Source organism: Pseudoalteromonas sp. H105, assembly GCF_001469215.1.
Taxonomy (GTDB): Bacteria; Pseudomonadota; Gammaproteobacteria; order Enterobacterales; family Alteromonadaceae; genus Pseudoalteromonas.
Window position 1 is genome coordinate 246,398 of the sequence record NZ_LOFH01000005.1, and the last position, 20,861, is coordinate 267,258.

Below are 20,861 nucleotides of genomic sequence, written 5' to 3' on the forward strand. Positions count from 1 at the left end.
TATTAGAGTTGGTGGAGTATAGATGAGCTCATATCAAGATGTAACGCAGTTAGATGCATCGACAGCAAGTAAATCAACCTGGAACTTACATGATACACAATGGGTTTTAAGCCTATTTGGTACAGCGGTAGGTGCAGGAATTTTGTTTTTACCGATCAATATCGGGATTGGTGGATTTTGGCCACTTATCGTTTTAGCCTGTTTGGCATTTCCAATGACTTTCTTAGCACACAGAGGACTTGCACGCTTTGTATTATCGTCAAAGAATAAAGATGCAGATTTTACCGATGTAGTTGAAGAACATTTTGGTATTAATGCCGGGCGACTTATTTCTTTATTGTATTTTTTATCAATCTTTCCGATCTTACTCATTTATGGTGTGGGCCTTACCAACACGGTTGATAGCTTTATGGTCAACCAGTTGGCGATGGAGTCTCCGTCTCGCGTTGTGCTCTCAGGTATACTTGTTGCAGGGATGATAAGCTTGATGCTGGGCGGTGAAAAACTGATGCTTCGCGCTTTTGCAATTTTAGTTTATCCGCTTGTAGCTATTTTGTTCTTTTTATCGGTTTACCTAATCCCTAGCTGGCAAATGCCGGATATGGCATTACCTGAACTAGGTAGCTTTGGTAAAACACTTTGGTTATCTGTACCTATAATTGTATTTTCATTTAGTCATGCCGCAGCGATATCAAGCTTTGCTAACGTCCAGCGTGGCCATTATGGTAATGATGCTGCAAAAAAATCTGAAGCAATTCTAAAGCGTACAAGCCTACTGCTTATTATCTTTGTATTATTATTTGTGTTTTCTTGCGTATTATCACTATCAACTGAACAAATGGCACAAGCTAAAGCGCAGAACGTATCTATCCTTTCATACCTAGCAAACATAACCGATAACGCTTTTATTGCCACGCTAGGCCCACTTGTTGCGTTTATAGCCATCACATCATCATTTTTAGGACACTTCTTAGGGGCACGAGAGAGCTTTAATGGTCTTATCACTAAACAAACCAAAATGAGCATGAAGAATGCTGACAAACTTGGCGTGGTTATCATGTTTTTTGCTATTTGGTTTTGCGCGGTCAAAAATCCGAGTATTTTAGATATGATGGATCAACTGTCAGGCCCAATCATTGCAATGATATTGTTTATTATGCCAATGATTGCTGTGTTTAAGGTCCCTGCACTTAAAAAGTATCGCAGTATTAGCTCGTACTTTATATTATTTATGGGTAGCTTAGCTGTATTAGCGCTACTGTATAGCTTTATCAAATAGTTTATGGTAACAATTCGCATAATTGAAAGATCTATTTTGAGGCAAGAAAACCTTGTCGATAACAAGGCAAAAATATCGTCATTTAGCTATCCTAAATGAGAAATTTTTAACGCCGTTAGCGTCAGGTTTAATACCTAAAAATGATTGAGTATTATTGCTGATTGATATTAGTACATATATAAAAGCCCAGTATAGCTGCCGCTAGCTGGGCTTCATTGCTGTTGTAATAAAATAAACTTAACCCAATTGAACCACCAAAAGACTGACTTATTATCATACTAAACATCACCATTGTGATTGGGATAAAATATAAAATACTTGGTTATTTGGAAAGGGAGATAGCGTAAAAGCATGGCTATAATAGGAAGTTTAATGCAAGAGATTGGAGCGGCACACGAGGCTCGAACTCGTGACCTCGACCTTGGCAAGGTCGCGCTCTACCAACTGAGCTAGTGCCGCATTATCTGTGATTTTCTATTGTAACTTGCTGCAATTTCTTTGGTGAGAAATTGGAGCGGCACACGAGGCTCGAACTCGTGACCTCGACCTTGGCAAGGTCGCGCTCTACCAACTGAGCTAGTGCCGCAATATGTATTACTTTTATCTTGAAATTTACTCGAATTTCTTTGGTGAGAAATTGGAGCGGCACACGAGGCTCGAACTCGTGACCTCGACCTTGGCAAGGTCGCGCTCTACCAACTGAGCTAGTGCCGCATTTCAACATAGTCAGTAATTTGTCCGTTGATGCGCGACCAAGTCGCGGTAAAACGTTCTGGCAACTGAGCTAATGCCATATTTCAATATAGTCAGTAATTTGTCCGTTGATGCGCGACCAAGTCGCGGTAAAACGTTCTGGCAACTGAGCTAGTGCCATATTTCAATCAGCTTAAACACACTAACCCCGCGGGGGTTATCGTCTTAAGCGGGGCAGGATTTTACAATAATCCGATGTGTTTGCAAGTGTTTTTTACAAATTAAAAAATTTTTCTCGGTAGACTTTTAATTCCATGATGGAGTCTTTGATATCATCAAGCGCAAGGTGTGAGCCTTTTTTGTTCACTTGAGCTAAAACATCCGGCTTCCAGCGTCTTGCAAGTTCTTTAATTGTACTAACGTCTAAGTTACGGTAATGGAAATAATCTTCCAGTTCACGCATGTACTTATTCATAAAGCGACGATCTTGACCAATTGAGTTACCACACATTGGCGATGCGCCAGCAGGTACCCATTGCTTTAAAAAGTTAATAGTTTGCTCAACAGCATACGCTTCATCAAAGGCACTGGCTTTACAACGAGCAGTAAGTCCCGATTGACCGTGCTGATTAGTACACCATTCATCCATCCCATCAAGCAACTCATCACTTTGATGAATCGCAATTGTTGGGCCTTCAGCCAAGATGTTTAGCTCACTATCGGTGACAACAGTCGCTATTTCGAGTATTTTGTCTGTACTTGGTTCTAGACCTGTCATTTCGAGGTCGAGCCAAATCAGATTTGATTTATGAAAAGACATAATTACCTTGCGGTGCTTTCCTTTAGATCTAACGCATTTAGATATATCATATTAGTATCATCAGTCGACCTAAAGCTTTTTTTTCAAAAAGCGCGACATTTAACTAAGTTATAGGCCAAAAGTGGCAAAACAGAAGAAATTAAGTAAAAGCCAATCCAGAAGGATCAAGGCTAACCACCAAAAACGCTTGTCCAATGCTGATACTAAATCAGCAAAAGGGACTACCGAGCAATTGCAAAATGACAATTTAGGACCTGCTGAAAATGCAGTGGTCATAAGTCGTTTTGGACAACATGCCGATATAGAAACCGATAACGGCGATGTTCTGCGATGCAATATACGTAGAACAGTCAAAGGAATTGTGTGTGGTGACGAAGTGCAGTTTCGTCGTGCAAAAGTAAGCGAAGGAGATATTGCAGGAGTCATCGAAGCCATGCATGATCGCCGCTCGCAACTTACTCGCCCTGACTTTTATGACGGGGTTAAAGTGGTTGCAGCGAATATCGACCAAATACTGATGGTATCCGCAGTACTGCCTGAGTTTACCGCTAATATTATAGACCGCTATCTTGTAGCCTGCGAAGATATGGGCATTGAGCCAATCTTAGTGCTTAACAAAATAGACCTTATTGATGAGCAAGGTTTAAAGGCTATTAATGAAGTGCTCGATGTTTATAGGCAACTTGGCTACCAAGTATTGCTAGTGAGTAACAAAACAACCGAAGGGATCGATGCGTTAAAGCAAACCCTAGTTGATAAAAATAGCATTTTTGTTGGTCAAAGTGGTGTCGGTAAATCAACATTGGTTAATACTGTACTTCCCGATGCTGAAATTCTAACCAAAGAGGTCTCTGAAAACAGTGGTCTTGGCCAACATACAACAACCGTATCACGATTACACCACCTACCATCTGGCGGTAATTTAATCGACTCGCCAGGTATTAGAGAATTTGGCCTATGGCATTTAGAAGTCGAACGAGTAACATGGTGCTTTAAAGAGTTTCGTGAATTTATTGGCGGCTGCCGCTTTAGAGACTGTAAACATTTAAACGACCCTGGTTGTATAATTCGTCAAGCGGTTGACGAAGGTGATATATCTGAGCTGCGCTTTGATAGTTACCACCGAATTTTAGAAACAATGGCCGATGGCCGTGCCGGAGCTCGTGCTCCTCGCGTTTAATTTAGGAAGAAACAAGTGAGTTTAGATAAATTCAAAATTTTCATGCAGTACGCAATGCCAAAACATTTACTATCACGCATAGTAGGTAAATTAGCTGCAGCAAAAGCAGGTGCGCTAACAACTTGGTTAATCAAGTTATTCATTAAACAATACAAAATAGATATGAGCGAAGCGCAGCATTCTGATCCAGCTCATTATAAAACCTTTAATGAGTTTTTTACTCGCCCGCTTAAAGACGGTGTTCGCCCACTTAGTAGTGAAAACGATATTATTGCTCACCCAGTAGATGGGGCAATTAGCCAACTTGGCGGCATTGTTGATGGTCAACTAATTCAAGCCAAGGGTCATGACTACAGTTTACAAACTCTGCTAGGTGGTTCAGAACAGGATACAGCTCCCTTCTTAGGCGGTGATTTTGCAACAATTTACTTAGCACCAAAAGATTACCATCGTATCCATATGCCGGTAGAGGGTACGTTAAGTAAAATGATCTACGTACCGGGCGACTTATTCTCAGTAAACCCACTTACAGCACAAAATGTACCTAACTTGTTTGCGCGTAATGAACGTGTCGTGGCTATTTTCGAAACCGAAATTGGTCCACTTGCGATGGTATTAGTTGGCGCGACGATTGTGGCTAGCATTGAAACAGTATGGGCAGGCACAGTTACTCCACCAGCAGGGCAAGATGTATTTAGTTGGAACTACCCAACTACAGGTGAAAATGCGATTACCTTGAAAAAAGGTGAAGAAATGGGCCGCTTTAAACTCGGCTCTACGGTTATTTTAGCATGGGGCGCAAATCAAGCTGAGATATTAACGGACCAACAGCCTGAAACGGTTACGCGCATGGGCACACCGTTTGCTAAAATGAATGACTAATCGCAAATGATCATTTTAACTAAAACGCGGGAAGACTAACCCAGTCATGCCGCGTTTTATGATTAGTGCTATTTATCACTGCATTCTTTGCATGCTGGCGCTTTTTTTAATTTAAACTGATGTTGCGCCATGCTTAACCCATCAAAGCGTATAAACAGACTCCCTTGATGGTGACCCAAGAGTAAATTAACACTCAGCAATGCCTGCATTGAACCGATTACACCTAACAAAGGGCTTAGCACCCCTGCATTATCACAGTTTAGTAATGGCTGCTCTGTCTGTTCTGGATATAAACAGTTGTAACAGGGGCTTAGTTGCTCGCGAAAATCAAAGCACATTAACTGCCCTTCCGTTGCTATCGCAGCCCCCGATATAAGTGGTATTCCCGCCTTTAAACAATAACGATTAACGGTATATCGAGTAGCAAAGTTATCACTGCAATCAAGCACTAAGGTAGCACCAGCAAAAATTTGCTCGGCATTTTGCTCAGTTAATTGCTGCTCGATGCTATTCACAGTAATTTGATTATTCAAACTGCCAAGCACTTTACCAGCAGCGCTCACTTTGGCTTGCCCCAAATGGTTTACTTTGTAGAGCACTTGGCGTTGCAAGTTAGAAAGCTCAACTTTATCGTCATCCAATAAAGTGAGTTCTCCCACGCCAGAGGCTGCTAAATATAACAGTGCAGGGCTGCCTAAACCGCCCGCACCAACTACCACCACATGGGTTGCTTTTAATTTTAGCTGGCCTTCAAGACCCACTTCTTTGAGCATTAAGTGACGGCTATAACGCAGCTGCTCTTTGTCAGATAACTCACTCATTATTTAATGACCTATAGCGCTTTGTAAGTCTGCAATAGCTTGTTGGTAATCATCAGCTTCGGTAATGGCTCTTACCACTGCTACGCTACCAACTCCAGTTGCAGCCACTTCACTGGCACGGGATAGGTCAATACCACCAATCGCGACTGTCGGGTAACCTTGCATTAACGGCACAAAGTGTTTGAGCTTTTCAAGACCTTGAATTTGCCCTGTCATATCTTTGGTGGTGGTTGGGTAAATAGCACCAAACGCCATATAGCTTGGGCGATAATTATGTGCGCGGATCATTTCATAAAAACCATGGGTTGAAAGCCCTAAGCGCAAACCAGCCTCTTTAATAGCGACTAGATTCGCCTCAAGCAAATCTTCTTGGCCTAAATGTACGCCGTAAGCACCATGTTTAATTGCCAATTGCCAATGATCGTTTATATACACGTTACCTTCATATTTTTGACCAAGAGTAACTGCGGCAGCAACAGCTTCATCAAGCTCACTTTCACTGCCCTGTTTAATACGTAACTGCACGGTTTTAATACCTTGCGCCAAGCATTTTTCTAGCCAATCAACGGTATCAACGACCGCATATAAACCTAATTGTTTGCTGTCACATTCGGCAAAGTTAGCTGCCATCGTAAAGTCGTTTGGGGCATCAAAATCCAACTCATCACCGAGCCAACTGCCTGCTTCAATGACTTGTGGGTAATCCTCTATATTTTGTGGGAAGCACGTTTGCGCGACTGGGCCTATGCCTTCACCATATCGTACAGCGGCTTTCAAGCCTTGGTTGATATACGCTTTTGCTAAAATAAACGCATCTTTAAGGGGATATTGTTTTGCTAAACACGCCGCAATGACAGACGCCATGCTACAGCCTGTACCGTGGCTATGCGGAGTGGCTATTTTTTCATTGCCTAGCCAATATTCATTAGTGCCATCAGTGGTGTTTTCACTGCAATAATCGATGCAGTAACCACTTGGGTAATCCCAATGCCCCCCTTTGATCACCACGGCTTTTGCACCCCAGCTTTGCAGCTTTTCAGCCGCTTCAATAACCGCGCTTGGGCCTATTAAGTAAACACCGGTCAATAGTTGAGTTTCATGCGTGTTTGGGGTGATCACATCCACCAGCGGCAATAAACATTCTTTTATTGCGCTAACGGTATCTTCTTCAGTGAGTAAGTCACCGCTACTAGCAATGGCTACGGGGTCATAAACCACTAAAGGAGGTGTTGGCCATGTGGCTTGATAATGCTTAATATGCTCACTAATTAGCTGTATTTGCTGCACGTTGGCAAGCATGCCTATTTTAATCACGCTCGCTTTCATGTCGCTTTCTAGCGCCAGCAATTGCGACTCAATAACCTCAGTGGAAATAGGGTTAAGCGCTTCAACTCCTAAACTGTTTTGCGCAGTCAATGCAGTAATGGCCGTACAACCATGCACACCAAAGCTTTGCATTGCTTTTATATCGGCCTGAATACCTGCGCCCCCCCCCGAGTCAGACCCCGCAATCGTCCAAACAACATAATTCATCGTTAAATATTTCCTCTTTTTACGTTTGATGCCAAAAAGGCATGCCCATTGTAGGGGTAGAGGGTGCCGCTACCTCTTTCTCAGGCATCGCTTTCGCTGTATAAGCAAAGCGCCCTGCATTTACCGCCGCTTTAAATGCGTGACTCATCGTTACTGGGCAGCCTGCTCCTGCTATCGCTGAATTTAATAACACTGCATCATACCCTAATTCAAGCGCTTGGCAGGCATGTGAAGGTAAACCAAGGCCCGCATCCACAATTAACGTCATATCCGGTAAGCGTTCACGAATAGTCTTTAAATTGTATTGATTTAACAAGCCTTTCCCGGTGCCAATGGGCGATCCCCAAGGCATCAAAACCTCACAGCCTAAATCAGCTAAGCGCTGACAAAGCACTAGATCGTCAGTGCAATACGGTAACACCTGAAAGCCATCATTAATCAGTATTTTTGTTGCCTCTAGTAATGCAAAAGGATCTGGCTGTAGATTATATTCATCACCTATCAGCTCTAACTTTATCCAATTGGTTGAAAAGACTTCACGGCACATTTGTGCCAATGTTACCGCTTCTTTTACACTGTGGCACCCGGCTGTGTTAGGTAACACCTTTAAACCCGTGTCCTTTATAAACTGCCAAAAATCATCCCCAGCCGATACGCTTTGCTGACGACGAAGCGAAACGGTTACAATATCAGCACCAGAGGCCACTATCGATTCAGCCATAACGGCTGGGGATGGATACAATGCAGAACCAATAAGCAAACGACTTGTTATTTGCTCACCATAAATACTAAAACTATCAGTGTTAGGATCATTCATACTAACCCCCTTGAATTGGCGAGAGTAATTCTACACTGTCACCTTGTTTTACCGTAATAGCTTGGCCTTGACTACGTGGTACAAATTCACCATTAATTGCCACAGCAAAGGGCTCTGTAGCGCCAAACTCTAGCAGTATATTTGCGAGCGAATTATGCTCAATTGTTTCAAAAAGCTGACCATTAATCGTTATTTTCATTTTTTGACCTATTTAATAAGTGCTACTGCCTCAGCCACTAAACTGGGTGCAAGCAAATAGCCATGACGATACAAACCATTAATGCCAATCACTTTCCCTTCATGATTCACTTGTGGGCGGTTATCACTAAACGCAGGGCGTAAACCGGTTTGGATACTTAGTATGCGTGCCTCAGCAAACCCGCTATGCACCGTGTACGCCGCCGATAATAATTCGAGGGTTGATCGCACTGTTGCAGGCCCACTATCTTGCGACTCAATTTCTGTCGCCCCAATAACATATTCATGATTCGGTTTAGGCGCGATATAAATCGGATAACGTGGGTGCATTAAACGAATCGGGCGCGTGAGGCTTACTTCAGGTGCATGCAAACGAACGACTTCACCACGTACACCACGTAACTTACATGTCGTATTTTTTGCCCCTAGTCCTCTGCAATCAATTATATAATCATATGACTTGAGCAACTGCTTACACGCAATATCAACTTTTTTATCAAATTTAAACTGCACATGTCGCTTTTGGAGCGTATTAAAACTGGCAGAATAAAAGGCCTGATTGTCGATTTGTCCTTCACAAGGTAAGTAAAGCCCTTGATTAAAACGCCCAGCAAACTCTGGTTCCAGCGCTTCAATCTCAAATCGGTTAACTGATTTTACTTGATGGTTAGCTAAAGGCTTTAAACGTTGAGCAAAACTTTGCAAATCACCCTTATCTTGTTGATGGGCAACCACCAATGTCCCTTGTTGCTGAAAAAACACAGTATCGTCAAGCTGCGCTAAAATTTTTGGCCAGCGATTGATTGAATCAAGCCCCATTAATGCAAGGTCTTGCTCGCATAAGACTGACTCAGCTAACGGTGCAAGCATAGCGGCCGCAACGCGTCCTGCACTAGATAACGCTTGTGCGTTCCCTACCTCATAGACAGTCACATTATGCACTAAGCTCAATTCCAAGGCCGCTAAACGCCCTGTTAAACCAAATCCTACTACCGCAATGTTGTAAGACATAAGAGTCCCTATAGGTTCTAGGTTCTAAGCTACTAACATCTTAGAACCTAGCTTCTGTGCTTATATCGCTTTATGGTAAATCTCTGAGCCTGTTTGCTTAAACTCTTCAGATTTGGCTTTCATTTCAGCTTCTACGTCAACCATTTTAATTTCAATCGCATCACCCACATTATTAGGATCGATACCGCGCGATTCGAGATCTTTGGCGTATTCGCGTACCTCTTGGGTGATTTTCATTGAACAGAATTTTGGCCCACACATAGAACAAAAATGCGCTACTTTGCCAGATTCTTGAGGTAACGTTTCATCATGATATTCACGGGCACGCACTGGATCTAAGCCGATATTAAACTGATCATGCCAGCGAAATTCAAAGCGCGCTTTTGACAATGCATTATCACGCTCTTGCGCACCTGGATGACCTTTAGCGAGATCCGCAGCATGGGCGGCAATTTTGTAAGTAATTAAGCCTTCTTTAACGTCTTCTTTATTAGGTAACCCTAAGTGCTCTTTTGGTGTTACATAACACAACATGGCGCAGCCATACCATGCAATTTGCGCCGCGCCAATACCCGACGTGATGTGGTCATAACCAGGGGCGATGTCTGTAGTTAATGGGCCTAAAGTATAAAATGGCGCTTCGTCACAGTGTTTAAGTTGCTCTTCCATGTTTTGTTTGATCATGTGCATTGGCACATGCCCAGGCCCTTCAATAAATACTTGTACGTCGTGTTTCCACGCTATTTTTGTAAGCTCGCCTAGTGTACGTAGCTCACTAAATTGCGCTTCATCGTTAGCATCCGCAATGGAGCCAGGGCGCAGGCCATCACCGAGTGAGAAACACACATCGTATTGCTTTAAGATTTCGCAGATATCTTCAAAGTGAGTATAAAGGAAGTTTTCTTTATGGTGTGCTAAACACCACTTAGCCATAATTGAACCACCACGGGAGACGATACCCGTCACTCGCTTGGCTGTCATCGGCACGTATCGAAGTAATACACCCGCGTGAATCGTAAAATAATCAACCCCTTGCTCTGCCTGTTCGATTAACGTATCGCGGAAAATTTCCCATGTTAAGTCTTCCGCTACGCCATTTACCTTTTCCAGCGCTTGATAAATAGGCACAGTCCCAATCGGCACTGGTGAGTTACGCACTACCCACTCGCGAGTTTCGTGAATGTAACGGCCTGTCGACAGGTCCATAACGGTGTCAGCACCCCAGCGTGTTGACCAGACCATTTTTTCAACTTCTTCTTCGATCGATGAACTCACTGATGAGTTACCAATATTAGCATTGACCTTAACTAAGAAGTTACGACCAACAATCATTGGCTCTGTTTCAGGATGGTTAATATTATTAGGTAAAATAGCGCGGCCACGGGCAATTTCATCCCGAACGAATTCTGCTGTAATAAACTCAGGAATACTCGCGCCAAATGATTCACCTTTATGTTGCTCTGCTAAGAGTTCCTCACGAATTTTTGCGCGGCCCATATTTTCACGAATCGCCACATATTCCATCTCTGGCGTGATAATACCCTGGCGTGCATAATGCATTTGCGTCACGTTTTTACCTGATTTGGCACGACGTATTTTTGGGAGGTGCTCAAAGCGAATATGGTCGAGCCCCTCATCAGCCATACGCTGTTGAGAGAACTGAGAGGTCACTGATTCTAAAATTTCAGTATCGCCGCGACTTTCAATCCATTGCTCACGGTATTTATCGAGCCCTTTACGTACATCCAAAGCAAAGTCGGGATCGGTGTATGGGCCAGATGTGTCATATACACGAATAGGGGCGTTCGGCTCATAGATTGGGTTTTCATCTGTGCCACCAACAAAAGTGTCACTCAGGGTTATCTCCCGCATACCAACACGCACATTCTCTTGCGTACCTTCAACATACACTTTATGTGAACTTGGGAAAGGTTGCCCAGTAAGGTTATAAATATAATCTGATGCAGCCGCACGGGTTTCGCGGCGAGACGGTTTATTTGATGTGTTTGACATGACTTACCTCATTGCTCAAAGGGTTGTCTTGTCAGATATTGCAAACGCAATAGAGAGTAGCAAATGCTACATGGATCGTAGACTGGTATTACACAATATACTACCAACCTTGGCAGCCAAAGTTCTTATGCCCAAAATGGCGCACAAGCACCTATTTTAAGGCAGCTTGTTCCCTACGCAGGTTTTAGCCTGATCAGGTTCACGGATCCCGCTTTCGCGATCTCAGCCTTTGAGTTTTACCCCAAGGCACTCCGACAAGTAAAAATTCTTTAATTTTCGAGGCTGAGTGTACGTTAGATAAAGTAGCGCTGCAAGTGCTTAACTTGCTGGAATAAATACAAACGTTTGCTCACTGTTAAAAATCAATTGGCCAGAATCAATTTTTACATTCACACCGTTTTTGAGCACATTTAACAACTGCAGCTCAAACTGATCTAGTTGCTCACCACATGACTTCCTAGTCATACCCAACTTATTCACCTTTAACCGATTGTTCCTAAGCGCCCCCTCACCAAAAAACTTATTACAACCTGCAAAGCCATTAACTTGTAATGCATCAATAAAGCTTAGCGATGCCGAGTAAGATGGGGGAACGACTTGGCCATCAACGTGTGACAACTGCCACTGTGTGTACTTCAATTGCTCACTGTTGACGGTCCCTGTCGATGAGCAGCCAAGAATTAAACCGACAAGAAGTATCGGTATTGCTGCTAATTTCATGAAATTATTAACCTAAAATTTAATCAATTAATAATAACAATATTTAACAACTTATACCGTTAATAATGCATGTTTTTTATGTAAAAAATTGTGCGCAATAAATAAAAGCCACTTAAAGTAGTCCATTAATTCTATTTGAACAGGGTTTCAATTTTCTCTGGTAAAAATGGGCGCCCTTGTTCATTTACTGACGTACCAATAACGAGTGCCTTAAGCATCACTTTATCATCACGTTTACGCACTACCGTTTGGCGAAAACCAAACTTTAAACGGCTCACTCGCTCGGGCTCTACTACAACATAAAACTCATCACCGGGAACGAGTGATTGTTTGTAATCTATTTCACTGCGGATAACCACTAAATTTACTTTTTCACGTGCCAGCTGCGCAAAATCAATTCCATTTGTATGTAAAAATTCATGACGAGCATGTTCAAGGTAATTAAAGTAAACACTATTATTCACGATTCCTTGCAGATCACATTCGTAATCACGCACTTTAAACTCAACTTTAAAGGTCATATTAATATTCCTAATTATGTATACTGTGCGCGTTTATAGCATATTAATACAGCTGGTATCACGACATTAATGAGAATAGTTGTTATCATGCAAGTCCCTGAAATGGAGTTAAGAAACCGAATGAAACTACGTCTGTCTTTAATTACTGCCGCGCTTATGCCTTTATTAAGCGCCCCAGCGTTTGCTGACGATGCTGATATTGAAAAAATAGTGGTCACTGGAGATTTCCAAAAAGAAAGTATTCAAACCCTGAGCGCGAGTGCAAGTTTATTTAGTAAAAATGAAATTAATGAACGTGGTGCAACATTCTTAGATGAAATGCTTGCCAGTGCAGCCAATGTAAACTTTAGTGCTGGTGCATCTCGCGGTCGTTATATTCAAATTCGTGGTGTTGGTCTACGCTCTCAATTTGTTGACCCTATCAACCCATCTGTTGGTTTAGTCATTGACGGCATTAACTACTCAGGACTCGGTGGCAGCTCATTACTGTTTGATGTAGACCAAATTGAAATTTATCGCGGCCCTCAAGGTACTCGCTTTGGGGCTGACGGCATGGCAGGTATGATTCAAATGGAATCTGCCGACCCTACTTTTGATCCGAGTGTAAAAGTTCAACTCGGCGCAGGTAATTTTAATAGCTACGAAGCCGGTATTGCAGCAGGTGCTGGTATAACTGACGATACAGCTGTGCGTGGCAGCATTTATCAACGTGAATCCGACGGTTACCAAGATAACCTTTATCTAAATAAACCAACTCAACAACAAGATGAACTCGTCAGCCGTTTTAAGTTACAAAGTCAACTTAGTGATCATTTGCGCACTGAATTAAGTATTCACTATATCGATATAAACAACGGCTATGATGCTTTTACGTTAGATAACAGCCGTAACAGTGTCGCTGATGAGCCAGGCCAAGATAACCAAGAAAGTCTTGCCGTTGGCCTTGCCAATATCTTTACTGGTTTTGATTTATTTGATGTGAGCTTAAATCTTTCAGGCATTGATAGTGACCTACTTTACAGCTTCGATGAAGATTGGGTGTGTAATGATGACAATAAGCCAACACTGTGTGCCGCTGGCATTCATCCTGAAGGCTATAGCTCGACGGATATTTACTATCGTGATCGCCAAGATCAGGCCGCAGAATTGCAATTCAATGGTAAAGGCGGAAATTGGGTCGCCGGGCTTTATTATCAAAACCGAGATGTTGACTTAGAACGAAAGTATACATGGCTTGCTAACCCGTTTGCTTCTAGCTACGAAACAAGTAACTTAGCTATTTATGGTCAATTAGCGACACCGATTGGCAATAAAACAACTTTGGTAACCGGTTTACGCGTTGAGCAATACCAAGGTGATTACACCGATAATAATGGCTTTATTAACGATACAGATGACGTCATGATAGGCGGTAAATTAGCCCTTGAGTATCAAGTCATTGATCGTACCATGATCTACACCAGCCTTACTCGTGGTTACAAAGCCGGTGGTATTAACTCTGAAGCACTAGCCAAAGCAAAAGACGACGGCTTAAACCTTGATGCTGACTTTTTCCAAAATCACACTAGCTTTGCGCCAGAGTATTTATGGAGTGGTGAATTTGGTGTGAAAGGAAGCTCATTAGATGAAAAGTTTGTTCTGCGCTTAGCTGCCTTTTATATGTATCGTGAAGACATGCAACTAAAAGCGTGGCAGGTAGAAGGGCAGAAATTCACTGGGTATGTTGATAATGCAAGCTCTGGTGAAAATTATGGTTTGGAAATAGAAGGTAGTTATCAGTTAACAGATGATCTATTTTTAACTGGCAGCGCAGGCTATTTAAATACCAAAATAAACGACTTTGTTGCCAAATCAGGTTTAGATCAAGATGGCAGAGAGCAAGCACAATCACCTAAATACCAATACGCATTTACGGCGCGCTATAACTTCACTAACGAGTTATTTGCAACCATAGGTGTTGAAGGCAAAGACGATTACTATTTCTCTGATAGCCATAATTCACAGGCACCCAATGTTAACTTAGTTAACTTTACTGCGGGTTATGAAGCAGACCTTTGGTCTATCCGCGCATGGGCACGTAATGTGTTGGATGAAGAAGTACCTACACGTGGTTTTGAATTTGGCAATGATCCAACTGATGGATGGCAAACCCACACTTACACGCAATTGGGTGAGCCAATGGTCGCAGGGGTCACTTTCATATACGAGTTATAAACCGTCGGCGCGACTTTATGTCGCGCTTTTAAAACTAAAGACAAACGCGGGGTAAACCCGCTGCTACAGCTTATGCGCGCGCTACATCAAATGCGATGACTTCTTTTATTGTTGGTTTTTCTGCCGCTAGCATCACTAACCTATCAATCCCGAGAGCAACACCTGCGCATTGTGGTAAACCATGCTCAAGGGCTTTGATTAAACGCGAGTCTATGGGCACTTCAGGTAAGTTATTTACTTTACGATAGGCATTGTCACCCACAAACCGTTTCGCTTGCTCTTGCGCGTCTGTAAGCTCATTAAAACCGTTTGCCAACTCCATGTTCTGATAATAAAGCTCAAATCGCCCTGCAACGCGCTCATCGTGCTCACAAATGCTTGCTAAAGCGGCTTGAGAGGCCGGAAAATGATACACAAAGCATGGTTTTTCTTGGCCTATCATAGGCTCAACCTTCATGCAAAATAACAATTGCAATAACGTATCTCGGTAAGTTTCATCTGCAGCAATATCAGCAAACCCTTGTTCTATGGCAAGTTGCTGTAATTGCTCGAGTGAGGCCGTTAGCGGATCAAGACCCATCACCTGCTCAAAAGCCTGTTGATAGGTTAAACGATCTGCGGGCAGAACATTAAGCACTAACTGCATTAGCTCATCTACTTCATCCATTAATGCAAACTCATCAAACCCAGGGCGATACCATTCCAACATAGTAAACTCAGGGTTATGATGCTTTCCTGCTTCTTCATTTCGAAATGCTTTACAGATTTGATAAATAGCCCCACTACCAGCCGCTAATAACCGTTTCATAGCAAATTCAGGCGATGTTTGTAGATATAAATCGAGTCCAGCAGCATGGCCCGGGCCAACAAAGTGAGTTTTAAAGCTAGCTAGGTGGATATCCGTGACACTTGCTGCACTTAAGCTAGGAGTTTCAACTTCCAGCACATTACGCTGATAAAAAAACTCACGAATAACTCTTAAAATTTCGGCACGTTGGCGTAATGTTACAACTTGCCCACTTGGCTCCCAAAGATCTGCTGACATATTTTCTCCAAAAAAAATCCCAGCCAGATGCTGGGATTTTATTATTAGATGTGAAACCGATTACTTAACACGACCTACGTATTCACCGCTACGGGTGTCCACTTTAATCACTTCGCCGATTTGTACAAACAAAGGAACACGTACTACAGCACCCGTGCTTAATGTTGCAGGCTTACCACCTGTACCCGCAGTATCACCTTTAAGGCCTGGATCTGTTTCTGTGATCTCAAGCTCAACAAAGTTAGGCGGTGTTACAGCGATTGGGCTGCCGTTCCATAATGTGATAGTACATAGATCATTTTCAACGAGCCATTTAACAGTGTCACCTAGTGCTTTTTCATCCGCGGCTATTTGCTCAAATGTATCGTTGTTCATGAAATGCCAAAACTCACCATCTGTATAAAGATAAGCAAGATCGGTGTCCATTACATCTGCACCTTCAACTGATTCACCTGATTTAAATGTTTTTTCAAGCACTTTGCCAGAGATAAGCTTACGGATACGAACACGGTTAAATGCTTGGCCTTTACCCGGTTTAACCATTTCGTTTTCTAAAATACTGCAAGGTTCGCCGTCCATCATAATTTTTAGGCCGCCCTTGAACTCATTAGTGCTATAATTCGCCATCGTTTCCTCTGTCTAATAATTTTTCGAGTAATCTACTTACCAATGATACAAAGAAATGAAGCAAATTTGCATAAAAACTGGCAAAAAGAATTAGCTAATGTAGTTACTTGCCCAAAAACCTTGCTAGAAATGGTCGGGCTTTCAAGCCAAGTGCATGAAAAGGACATAAAAGCTCGCAGTTTATTCCCAGTGCGCGTGCCTGTCCCTTTTATAAAAAAAATGCGGTACGGTGATAAAAACGATCCACTTTTGCTGCAGGTCATGCCTCGCCATCAAGAGTTTATTGAAAAAACCGGTTTTAGTAACGATCCGCTAGAAGAACAAGACAATACACAAACAGGCTTACTTCATAAATATAAATCTAGAGTCCTCGTAATGTTTAAAACTGGTTGTGCGGTGAATTGCAGGTATTGCTTTCGTCGCCACTTTCCTTATCAAGAAAATCAGTTAAACAAACGCAGCTTACTTGACGCACTAGAATATATAAAATCAGATAGTAATATTAATGAAGTTATTCTCAGTGGCGGCGATCCGCTGATGGCCAAAGATGATGCAATTAGTTGGTTTATGGATGAACTTGAAAAACTACCACAAATTAAACGTATGCGTATTCATAGTCGTCTTCCCGTCGTGATCCCTGCGCGTATTACCAATGAACTGTGCCAGCGTTTAGCAAACTCACCTCTAAAAATAGTCTTTATAAATCACATCAATCATGCCAATGAGATAGATAATGATTTTAAAAACGCAATGCAACAATTAAAAAAAGCAGGTGTAACATTATTGAATCAAGCGGTAATCTTAAAAGATGTGAATGATTCAAGCTCGGCACAAATTGCATTGAGTGAAGCATTATTTGATGCAGACATATTACCGTACTACCTTTACCTATTAGATAAAGTAGCCGGCGCTAGTCACTTTGATATTGAAGAACCACAGGCACGTAAAATAATGGCTGATATGCTTATTGCATTGCCAGGATTTTTAGTTCCTAAACTCGTTCGAGAAATTGGTGGCCAGCAAAGCAAAACCCCCATCGATCTCAAACTGATTTAAACGTAAACATTTACGTTGTTGCCTAAAGTGGCTGTAACAGATTTAGCGGGGGTTTGTGCAACACTCGAGCTGGCAGCACCTTCAATTAATGCCAAAGCAGCTGCTCCATCGGCTTTCTGCTGCTTTTTGGCAAGTGCTGCGCTATACACTTCAGCACTTTCACCTGCGCCACTTATCGTTGGTAAATTTCCACCTGATATATTCATAGTGCAATACCTGACATTTATTTGCAATCCACGTACTATATCGGCATTGCAGTCTAAAGCTTTAGGAAAAAAATGGAATCAATTATTGAGCAACTCAACGCCAACTTAAAAATCGTTTACCGTCAATCACTTGATGCTGACAAGAAACTAGATGAGCTTCAACAACAAGGTCATGGTAAATTTAAAGCACTTTTCCCCGCTGACGCTGGGTTTGATTTTGAAGCTAAACGCTTCAAACCTTACGTGCTAGACGTTGCCGCAGATGTTGAAAGCTTAAGTTCAGGTGAGTTCACAGAGCAAAAATTAAAGTCAACCGTACTTAAGTTACAACAAATTTTACAGCTGCTTGCAACTTTTAAATAAAATTTGAGCGCTTAAAACAAGCGCTCAAAAGTACTAGTTTAGACTTAACGAGGGTATTAACTCTTTTTCAAACCAATCTGTGACTAAACGCTTTTCATAATAAAATGATTCATCTCGACCCATTTTAATACGATCCATGAATCCTAAGTCTTTAAGTTTAACATCGTTTGCCTGTTTTATTGTCTGACCATTACTTGTTGTAACAGAATAATTAAATTCAATACGTGGTGGGTAAATATCTTTTATAACACGTATCTCATTCATTCCACCGATGCGATCACCAGCCAAGTCAAGCTCACTGATTTCAATATTAAATGTGTACCCATCTGGGAGCTGTTCAGCCAGCTTACTAAAATGCTTCTCGTAACTAGAGGCAATACGCTTATGAAATGAACCCTTTGTCTCGTTGGAAGGACGTACGTCTCGGTAATCATTAAAATCATGCCATTTAACATTAGCCTGACCTGCTTGTGCAAAAATTGGGGATGCCAATAATATACTGATAACTGTCATTTTTAACATTTTCATTCTTAATTCTCCAAAAATATGCCTAATCAGTCAAAATTGTATCAGTTAAAAATTAACTTGACCTTAAGATAGATTTATAACATCGTTATCGATTGTGTACAATATGTGAACAAACATTAAAAAAGTTTGCCATACATACTTTCATTAAAAATAGTTTTTTTTAAATAACGAATGTAATTACATCTGATTTATGATGCAATTGAACCATTAAACATTATATGGAGATTCCATGGCAATCTTAGTAACGGGTGGTGCAGGATATATTGGTTCACACACCGTCGTTGAATTATTAGCTGAAAATAACGAAGTGATCATTATTGATAATCTCAGCAATTCTTCTATTGAATCAATTGCACGAGTAAAGCAGATAAGCGGAAAATCAGCCAAGTTTTATCAAGGTGACATTCTTGATAAGGCATTTTTGAAAGGTGTTTTCAGTAACCATAAAATCGACAGTGTGATTCATTTCGCAGGCTTAAAAGCGGTCGGTGAGTCTGTTGCTAAGCCTATTGAATACTATCAGAATAATGTACAAGGGACATTAACGCTGATTGATGCAATGCGCGATGCAGGTGTATTTAAACTCGTATTTAGTTCATCAGCTACTGTTTACGGCGACCCAGCAAGTTTACCTATTAAAGAAGACTTCCCAGTAGGCGGCACTACAAACCCTTATGGTACATCAAAGCTAATGGTTGAAATGATGCTGCAAGACATAGCAAAGTCTGATGAGCGCTTTGCTTTTGCAATATTGCGTTATTTTAACCCTGTAGGTGCTCACGAATCTGGCTTAATTGGTGAAGATCCAAATGGCATACCAAACAACCTACTTCCATATATCTCACAGGTTGCTGTAGGAAAATTAAAGCAGTTAGGCGTGTTTGGGGATGACTACGATACAGTGGATGGTACCGGCGTTCGAGATTACATTCATGTAGTTGACTTAGCGCTTGGACACCTAAAAGCACTTAACAAGATTAATCAAGATACTGGTGCACATGTATATAACCTTGGCACGGGTAATGGCTACTCAGTACTTGAAATGCTAAATGCTTTTAGCAAAGCTTGTGGAAAAGAAATCCCTTACCAATTGTCACCACGCCGCCCAGGTGATATTGCAGCTTGTTATGCAGCACCTGAAAAAGCTTTACAAGAGCTTGGCTGGCAAGCAGAGCGAGGTATTGATACTATGATGCAAGACACATGGCGTTGGCAAAGTAATAACCCTAATGGGTATAAGTAAAAGTACATACTTAAATTTATAAAACCGCTATTAAGCGGTTTTTTTATGTTTAAAAAATGGGGGGTTGAGTTTGCCTATATCTGATAAAAGACGCGAGTTTACAAGTTTTTTAAAATTCGAATACTGCTCGATAAAAGGAGCAAGCTGTTTTATAAGGATATATTGGGCTCTTAAGTAGTCGGGGCGTTCTTTTTCCCGTGGGGTTCGTGATACTCAACCCACGCTATGATGTCTAGGTTGAGACTATGCGGCACGCTAGCTTTACCCTCGCTTACTATTTAGCTTTCTTTCAGACGTAAAAAAGCCCAGCTCTTTCGAGTAGGGCTTTCTTTATTTGGAGCCATGGTGCGCTACGCAGTAGGATGACCTACTTTCGCATGATAAATGCTACACCAACGTTGCCTTCACGCGGTGTCGTTTCACTACTGAGTGCAACATAGGGTCGTGGCCTGATGTATTTACTTTATCCCAGACAACAAAAAACCCGCTACATTGCTGTAACGGGTTTCTCTTATTTGGAGCCATGGTGCGCTACGCAGTAGGATGACCTACTTTCGCATAATAAATGCTACACCAACGTTGGCCTTTACGCCGTTTCACTTCAATAATGAGTACAACATGAGGGCGTGGCCTGATGTATTTACTTTATCCCAGACAACAAAAAACCCGTCACATTGCTGTAACGGGTTTCTCTTATTTGGAGCCATGGTGCGCTACGCAGTAGGATGACCTACTTTCGCCTAACAAATGCTACACCAACGTTGACCTTTACGCCGTTTCACTAATGAGTACAGCAGGAGGGCGTGGCCTGATGTATTTACTTTATCCCAGACAACAAAAAACCCGTCACATTGCTGTAACGGGTTTCTCTTATTTGGAGCCATGGTGCGCTACGCAGTAGGATGAAATACTTCGCATAATAAATGCTACACCAACGTTGGCCTTCACGCTGTTTCATTTCTGAATGCAACATGGGGTCGTGGCCTGATGTATTTACTTTATCCCAGACAACAAAAAACCCGCTACATTGCTGTAACGGGTTTCTCTTATTTGGAGCCTGGCGATGACCTACTTTCACATAACAAATGCTA

General features: G+C 41.9%; 21 protein-coding genes, 3 tRNA genes and 1 riboswitch. Of the genes, 7 read left to right on the plus strand and 17 right to left on the minus strand.

Going from position 1 to position 20,861, the window contains the following annotated elements:
* Window positions 1-22 precede the first annotated feature (22 nt).
* Complete coding sequence (locus ATS75_RS10970; protein WP_058560492.1) at window positions 23-1,279, plus strand: aromatic amino acid transport family protein; 1,257 nt, start codon at window positions 23-25, stop codon at window positions 1,277-1,279.
* A 383-nt stretch (window positions 1,280-1,662) separates the two neighbouring features.
* Here ATS75_RS10970 and ATS75_RS10975 read toward each other — a convergent pair.
* From ATS75_RS10975 to orn, 4 genes are all read right to left on the minus strand, one after another.
* Window positions 1,663-1,738 (minus strand) — tRNA-Gly (locus ATS75_RS10975).
* 51 nt (window positions 1,739-1,789) lie between these two features.
* A tRNA-Gly gene (locus ATS75_RS10980) sits at window positions 1,790-1,865 on the minus strand.
* 52 nt (window positions 1,866-1,917) lie between these two features.
* Window positions 1,918-1,993 (minus strand) — tRNA-Gly (locus ATS75_RS10985).
* Between the two features lie 253 nt (window positions 1,994-2,246).
* Complete coding sequence (gene orn, locus ATS75_RS10990) at window positions 2,247-2,792, minus strand: oligoribonuclease (RefSeq protein ID WP_058560493.1); 546 nt, start codon at window positions 2,790-2,792, stop codon at window positions 2,247-2,249.
* A 121-nt stretch (window positions 2,793-2,913) separates the two neighbouring features.
* On the opposite strand from orn, the gene rsgA reads away from it, so the two are divergent.
* Both rsgA and asd read left to right on the plus strand, forming a co-directional pair.
* Complete coding sequence (gene rsgA, locus ATS75_RS10995) at window positions 2,914-3,972, plus strand: small ribosomal subunit biogenesis GTPase RsgA (protein ID WP_058560494.1); 1,059 nt, start codon at window positions 2,914-2,916, stop codon at window positions 3,970-3,972.
* 15 nt (window positions 3,973-3,987) lie between these two features.
* Complete coding sequence (gene asd / locus ATS75_RS11000) at window positions 3,988-4,854, plus strand: archaetidylserine decarboxylase (protein WP_201020961.1); 867 nt, start codon at window positions 3,988-3,990, stop codon at window positions 4,852-4,854.
* 68 nt (window positions 4,855-4,922) lie between these two features.
* On the opposite strand, the gene ATS75_RS11005 is transcribed toward asd, so the two are convergent.
* The 8 genes from ATS75_RS11005 to ATS75_RS11040 all read right to left on the minus strand — a co-directional run bounded on the left by ATS75_RS11005 (window position 4,923) and on the right by ATS75_RS11040 (window position 12,488).
* On the minus strand, window positions 4,923-5,675 hold the full coding sequence (locus ATS75_RS11005; protein WP_058560495.1) for a HesA/MoeB/ThiF family protein: 753 nt from the start codon (window positions 5,673-5,675) through the stop codon (window positions 4,923-4,925).
* A 3-nt stretch (window positions 5,676-5,678) separates the two neighbouring features.
* Window positions 5,679-7,208: a thiamine phosphate synthase gene (gene thiE / locus ATS75_RS11010; protein WP_058560496.1), complete on the minus strand. Its 1,530-nt coding sequence runs from the start codon at window positions 7,206-7,208 to the stop codon at window positions 5,679-5,681.
* A gap of 19 nt (window positions 7,209-7,227) precedes the next feature.
* Window positions 7,228-8,025 (minus strand): thiazole synthase, encoded by a 798-nt coding sequence (locus ATS75_RS11015; RefSeq protein ID WP_058560497.1) that lies wholly within the window; start codon window positions 8,023-8,025, stop codon window positions 7,228-7,230.
* Window position 8,026: 1 nt separating this feature from the next.
* Window positions 8,027-8,224 (minus strand): sulfur carrier protein ThiS, encoded by a 198-nt coding sequence (gene thiS, locus ATS75_RS11020; RefSeq protein WP_058560498.1) that lies wholly within the window; start codon window positions 8,222-8,224, stop codon window positions 8,027-8,029.
* Window positions 8,225-8,232: 8 nt separating this feature from the next.
* Window positions 8,233-9,234 (minus strand): FAD-dependent oxidoreductase, encoded by a 1,002-nt coding sequence (locus ATS75_RS11025; RefSeq protein WP_058560499.1) that lies wholly within the window; start codon window positions 9,232-9,234, stop codon window positions 8,233-8,235.
* 60 nt (window positions 9,235-9,294) lie between these two features.
* A complete protein-coding gene (thiC, locus tag ATS75_RS11030; protein WP_058560500.1) occupies window positions 9,295-11,247 on the minus strand; it encodes a phosphomethylpyrimidine synthase ThiC in 1,953 nt (650 codons plus the stop codon).
* Between the two features lie 153 nt (window positions 11,248-11,400).
* A riboswitch (TPP riboswitch) is annotated at window positions 11,401-11,511 on the minus strand.
* A 54-nt stretch (window positions 11,512-11,565) separates the two neighbouring features.
* Complete coding sequence (locus tag ATS75_RS11035; RefSeq protein WP_058560501.1) at window positions 11,566-11,967, minus strand: META domain-containing protein; 402 nt, start codon at window positions 11,965-11,967, stop codon at window positions 11,566-11,568.
* Between the two features lie 131 nt (window positions 11,968-12,098).
* Entirely contained in the window at window positions 12,099-12,488 is a 390-nt protein-coding gene (locus ATS75_RS11040) for an acyl-CoA thioesterase (RefSeq protein WP_058560502.1), read from the minus strand.
* Between the two features lie 120 nt (window positions 12,489-12,608).
* Between ATS75_RS11040 and ATS75_RS11045 the strand changes: the two genes are divergently transcribed.
* Window positions 12,609-14,702, plus strand: coding sequence for a TonB-dependent receptor (locus ATS75_RS11045; RefSeq protein WP_058560503.1), 2,094 nt, complete (start codon window positions 12,609-12,611; stop codon window positions 14,700-14,702).
* 70 nt (window positions 14,703-14,772) lie between these two features.
* Here the strand turns inward: ATS75_RS11045 and epmA are convergent, their stop codons facing one another.
* Together epmA and efp are read right to left on the minus strand one after the other, a co-directional pair.
* Complete coding sequence (gene epmA, locus ATS75_RS11050) at window positions 14,773-15,747, minus strand: elongation factor P--(R)-beta-lysine ligase (RefSeq protein WP_058560504.1); 975 nt, start codon at window positions 15,745-15,747, stop codon at window positions 14,773-14,775.
* Window positions 15,748-15,807: 60 nt separating this feature from the next.
* The gene (gene efp / locus ATS75_RS11055) at window positions 15,808-16,374 is read right to left on the minus strand and encodes an elongation factor P (RefSeq protein WP_058560505.1); all 567 of its coding nucleotides are present in this window, start codon (window positions 16,372-16,374) and stop codon (window positions 15,808-15,810) included.
* A 42-nt stretch (window positions 16,375-16,416) separates the two neighbouring features.
* Here efp and epmB point away from each other — a divergent pair, with 42 nt between their 5' ends.
* On the plus strand, window positions 16,417-17,430 hold the full coding sequence (epmB, locus tag ATS75_RS11060; protein ID WP_058560506.1) for an EF-P beta-lysylation protein EpmB: 1,014 nt from the start codon (window positions 16,417-16,419) through the stop codon (window positions 17,428-17,430).
* On the opposite strand, the gene ATS75_RS11065 is transcribed toward epmB, so the two are convergent.
* Window positions 17,427-17,636, minus strand: a complete 210-nt coding sequence (locus tag ATS75_RS11065; protein ID WP_058560507.1) for a hypothetical protein — start codon at window positions 17,634-17,636, stop codon at window positions 17,427-17,429. The genes epmB and ATS75_RS11065 overlap by 4 nt on opposite strands.
* 72 nt (window positions 17,637-17,708) lie before the next feature.
* Between ATS75_RS11065 and ATS75_RS11070 the strand changes: the two genes are divergently transcribed.
* Window positions 17,709-17,999 (plus strand): hypothetical protein, encoded by a 291-nt coding sequence (locus ATS75_RS11070; RefSeq protein ID WP_058560508.1) that lies wholly within the window; start codon window positions 17,709-17,711, stop codon window positions 17,997-17,999.
* Window positions 18,000-18,032: 33 nt separating this feature from the next.
* On the opposite strand, the gene ATS75_RS11075 is transcribed toward ATS75_RS11070, so the two are convergent.
* A complete protein-coding gene (locus ATS75_RS11075; RefSeq protein ID WP_058560509.1) occupies window positions 18,033-18,527 on the minus strand; it encodes a DUF3016 domain-containing protein in 495 nt (164 codons plus the stop codon).
* A 229-nt stretch (window positions 18,528-18,756) separates the two neighbouring features.
* Between ATS75_RS11075 and galE the strand changes: the two genes are divergently transcribed.
* The gene (gene galE, locus ATS75_RS11080; RefSeq protein WP_058560510.1) at window positions 18,757-19,770 is read left to right on the plus strand and encodes a UDP-glucose 4-epimerase GalE; all 1,014 of its coding nucleotides are present in this window, start codon (window positions 18,757-18,759) and stop codon (window positions 19,768-19,770) included.
* A gap of 817 nt (window positions 19,771-20,587) precedes the next feature.
* On the opposite strand, the gene ATS75_RS20625 is transcribed toward galE, so the two are convergent.
* Window positions 20,588-20,861 (minus strand): hypothetical protein (locus tag ATS75_RS20625; protein ID WP_235591172.1); only part of this gene is annotated, 274 nt, incomplete at its 5' end.

What these genes read in the sequence shown, in the direction of transcription:
- ATS75_RS11065 (WP_058560507.1), bottom strand. Translation starts at nt 17,636, where the DNA reads ATGAATATATCAGGTGGAAATTTACCAACGATAAGTGGCGCAGGTGAA.
- efp (WP_058560505.1), bottom strand. Translation starts at nt 16,374, where the DNA reads ATGGCGAATTATAGCACTAATGAGTTCAAGGGCGGCCTAAAAATTATG.
- ATS75_RS11075 (WP_058560509.1), bottom strand. Translation starts at nt 18,527, where the DNA reads ATGAAAATGTTAAAAATGACAGTTATCAGTATATTATTGGCATCCCCA.
- ATS75_RS11045 (WP_058560503.1), top strand. Translation starts at nt 12,609, where the DNA reads ATGAAACTACGTCTGTCTTTAATTACTGCCGCGCTTATGCCTTTATTA.
- ATS75_RS11025 (WP_058560499.1), bottom strand. Translation starts at nt 9,234, where the DNA reads ATGTCTTACAACATTGCGGTAGTAGGATTTGGTTTAACAGGGCGTTTA.
- ATS75_RS10970 (WP_058560492.1), top strand. Translation starts at nt 23, where the DNA reads ATGAGCTCATATCAAGATGTAACGCAGTTAGATGCATCGACAGCAAGT.
- orn (WP_058560493.1), bottom strand. Translation starts at nt 2,792, where the DNA reads ATGTCTTTTCATAAATCAAATCTGATTTGGCTCGACCTCGAAATGACA.
- ATS75_RS11040 (WP_058560502.1), bottom strand. Translation starts at nt 12,488, where the DNA reads ATGACCTTTAAAGTTGAGTTTAAAGTGCGTGATTACGAATGTGATCTG.
- epmA (WP_058560504.1), bottom strand. Translation starts at nt 15,747, where the DNA reads ATGTCAGCAGATCTTTGGGAGCCAAGTGGGCAAGTTGTAACATTACGC.
- thiS (WP_058560498.1), bottom strand. Translation starts at nt 8,224, where the DNA reads ATGAAAATAACGATTAATGGTCAGCTTTTTGAAACAATTGAGCATAAT.
- epmB (WP_058560506.1), top strand. Translation starts at nt 16,417, where the DNA reads ATGATACAAAGAAATGAAGCAAATTTGCATAAAAACTGGCAAAAAGAA.
- galE (WP_058560510.1), top strand. Translation starts at nt 18,757, where the DNA reads ATGGCAATCTTAGTAACGGGTGGTGCAGGATATATTGGTTCACACACC.
- ATS75_RS11015 (WP_058560497.1), bottom strand. Translation starts at nt 8,025, where the DNA reads ATGAATGATCCTAACACTGATAGTTTTAGTATTTATGGTGAGCAAATA.
- ATS75_RS11070 (WP_058560508.1), top strand. Translation starts at nt 17,709, where the DNA reads ATGGAATCAATTATTGAGCAACTCAACGCCAACTTAAAAATCGTTTAC.
- thiE (WP_058560496.1), bottom strand. Translation starts at nt 7,208, where the DNA reads ATGAATTATGTTGTTTGGACGATTGCGGGGTCTGACTCGGGGGGGGGC.
- thiC (WP_058560500.1), bottom strand. Translation starts at nt 11,247, where the DNA reads ATGTCAAACACATCAAATAAACCGTCTCGCCGCGAAACCCGTGCGGCT.
- ATS75_RS11035 (WP_058560501.1), bottom strand. Translation starts at nt 11,967, where the DNA reads ATGAAATTAGCAGCAATACCGATACTTCTTGTCGGTTTAATTCTTGGC.
- ATS75_RS11005 (WP_058560495.1), bottom strand. Translation starts at nt 5,675, where the DNA reads ATGAGTGAGTTATCTGACAAAGAGCAGCTGCGTTATAGCCGTCACTTA.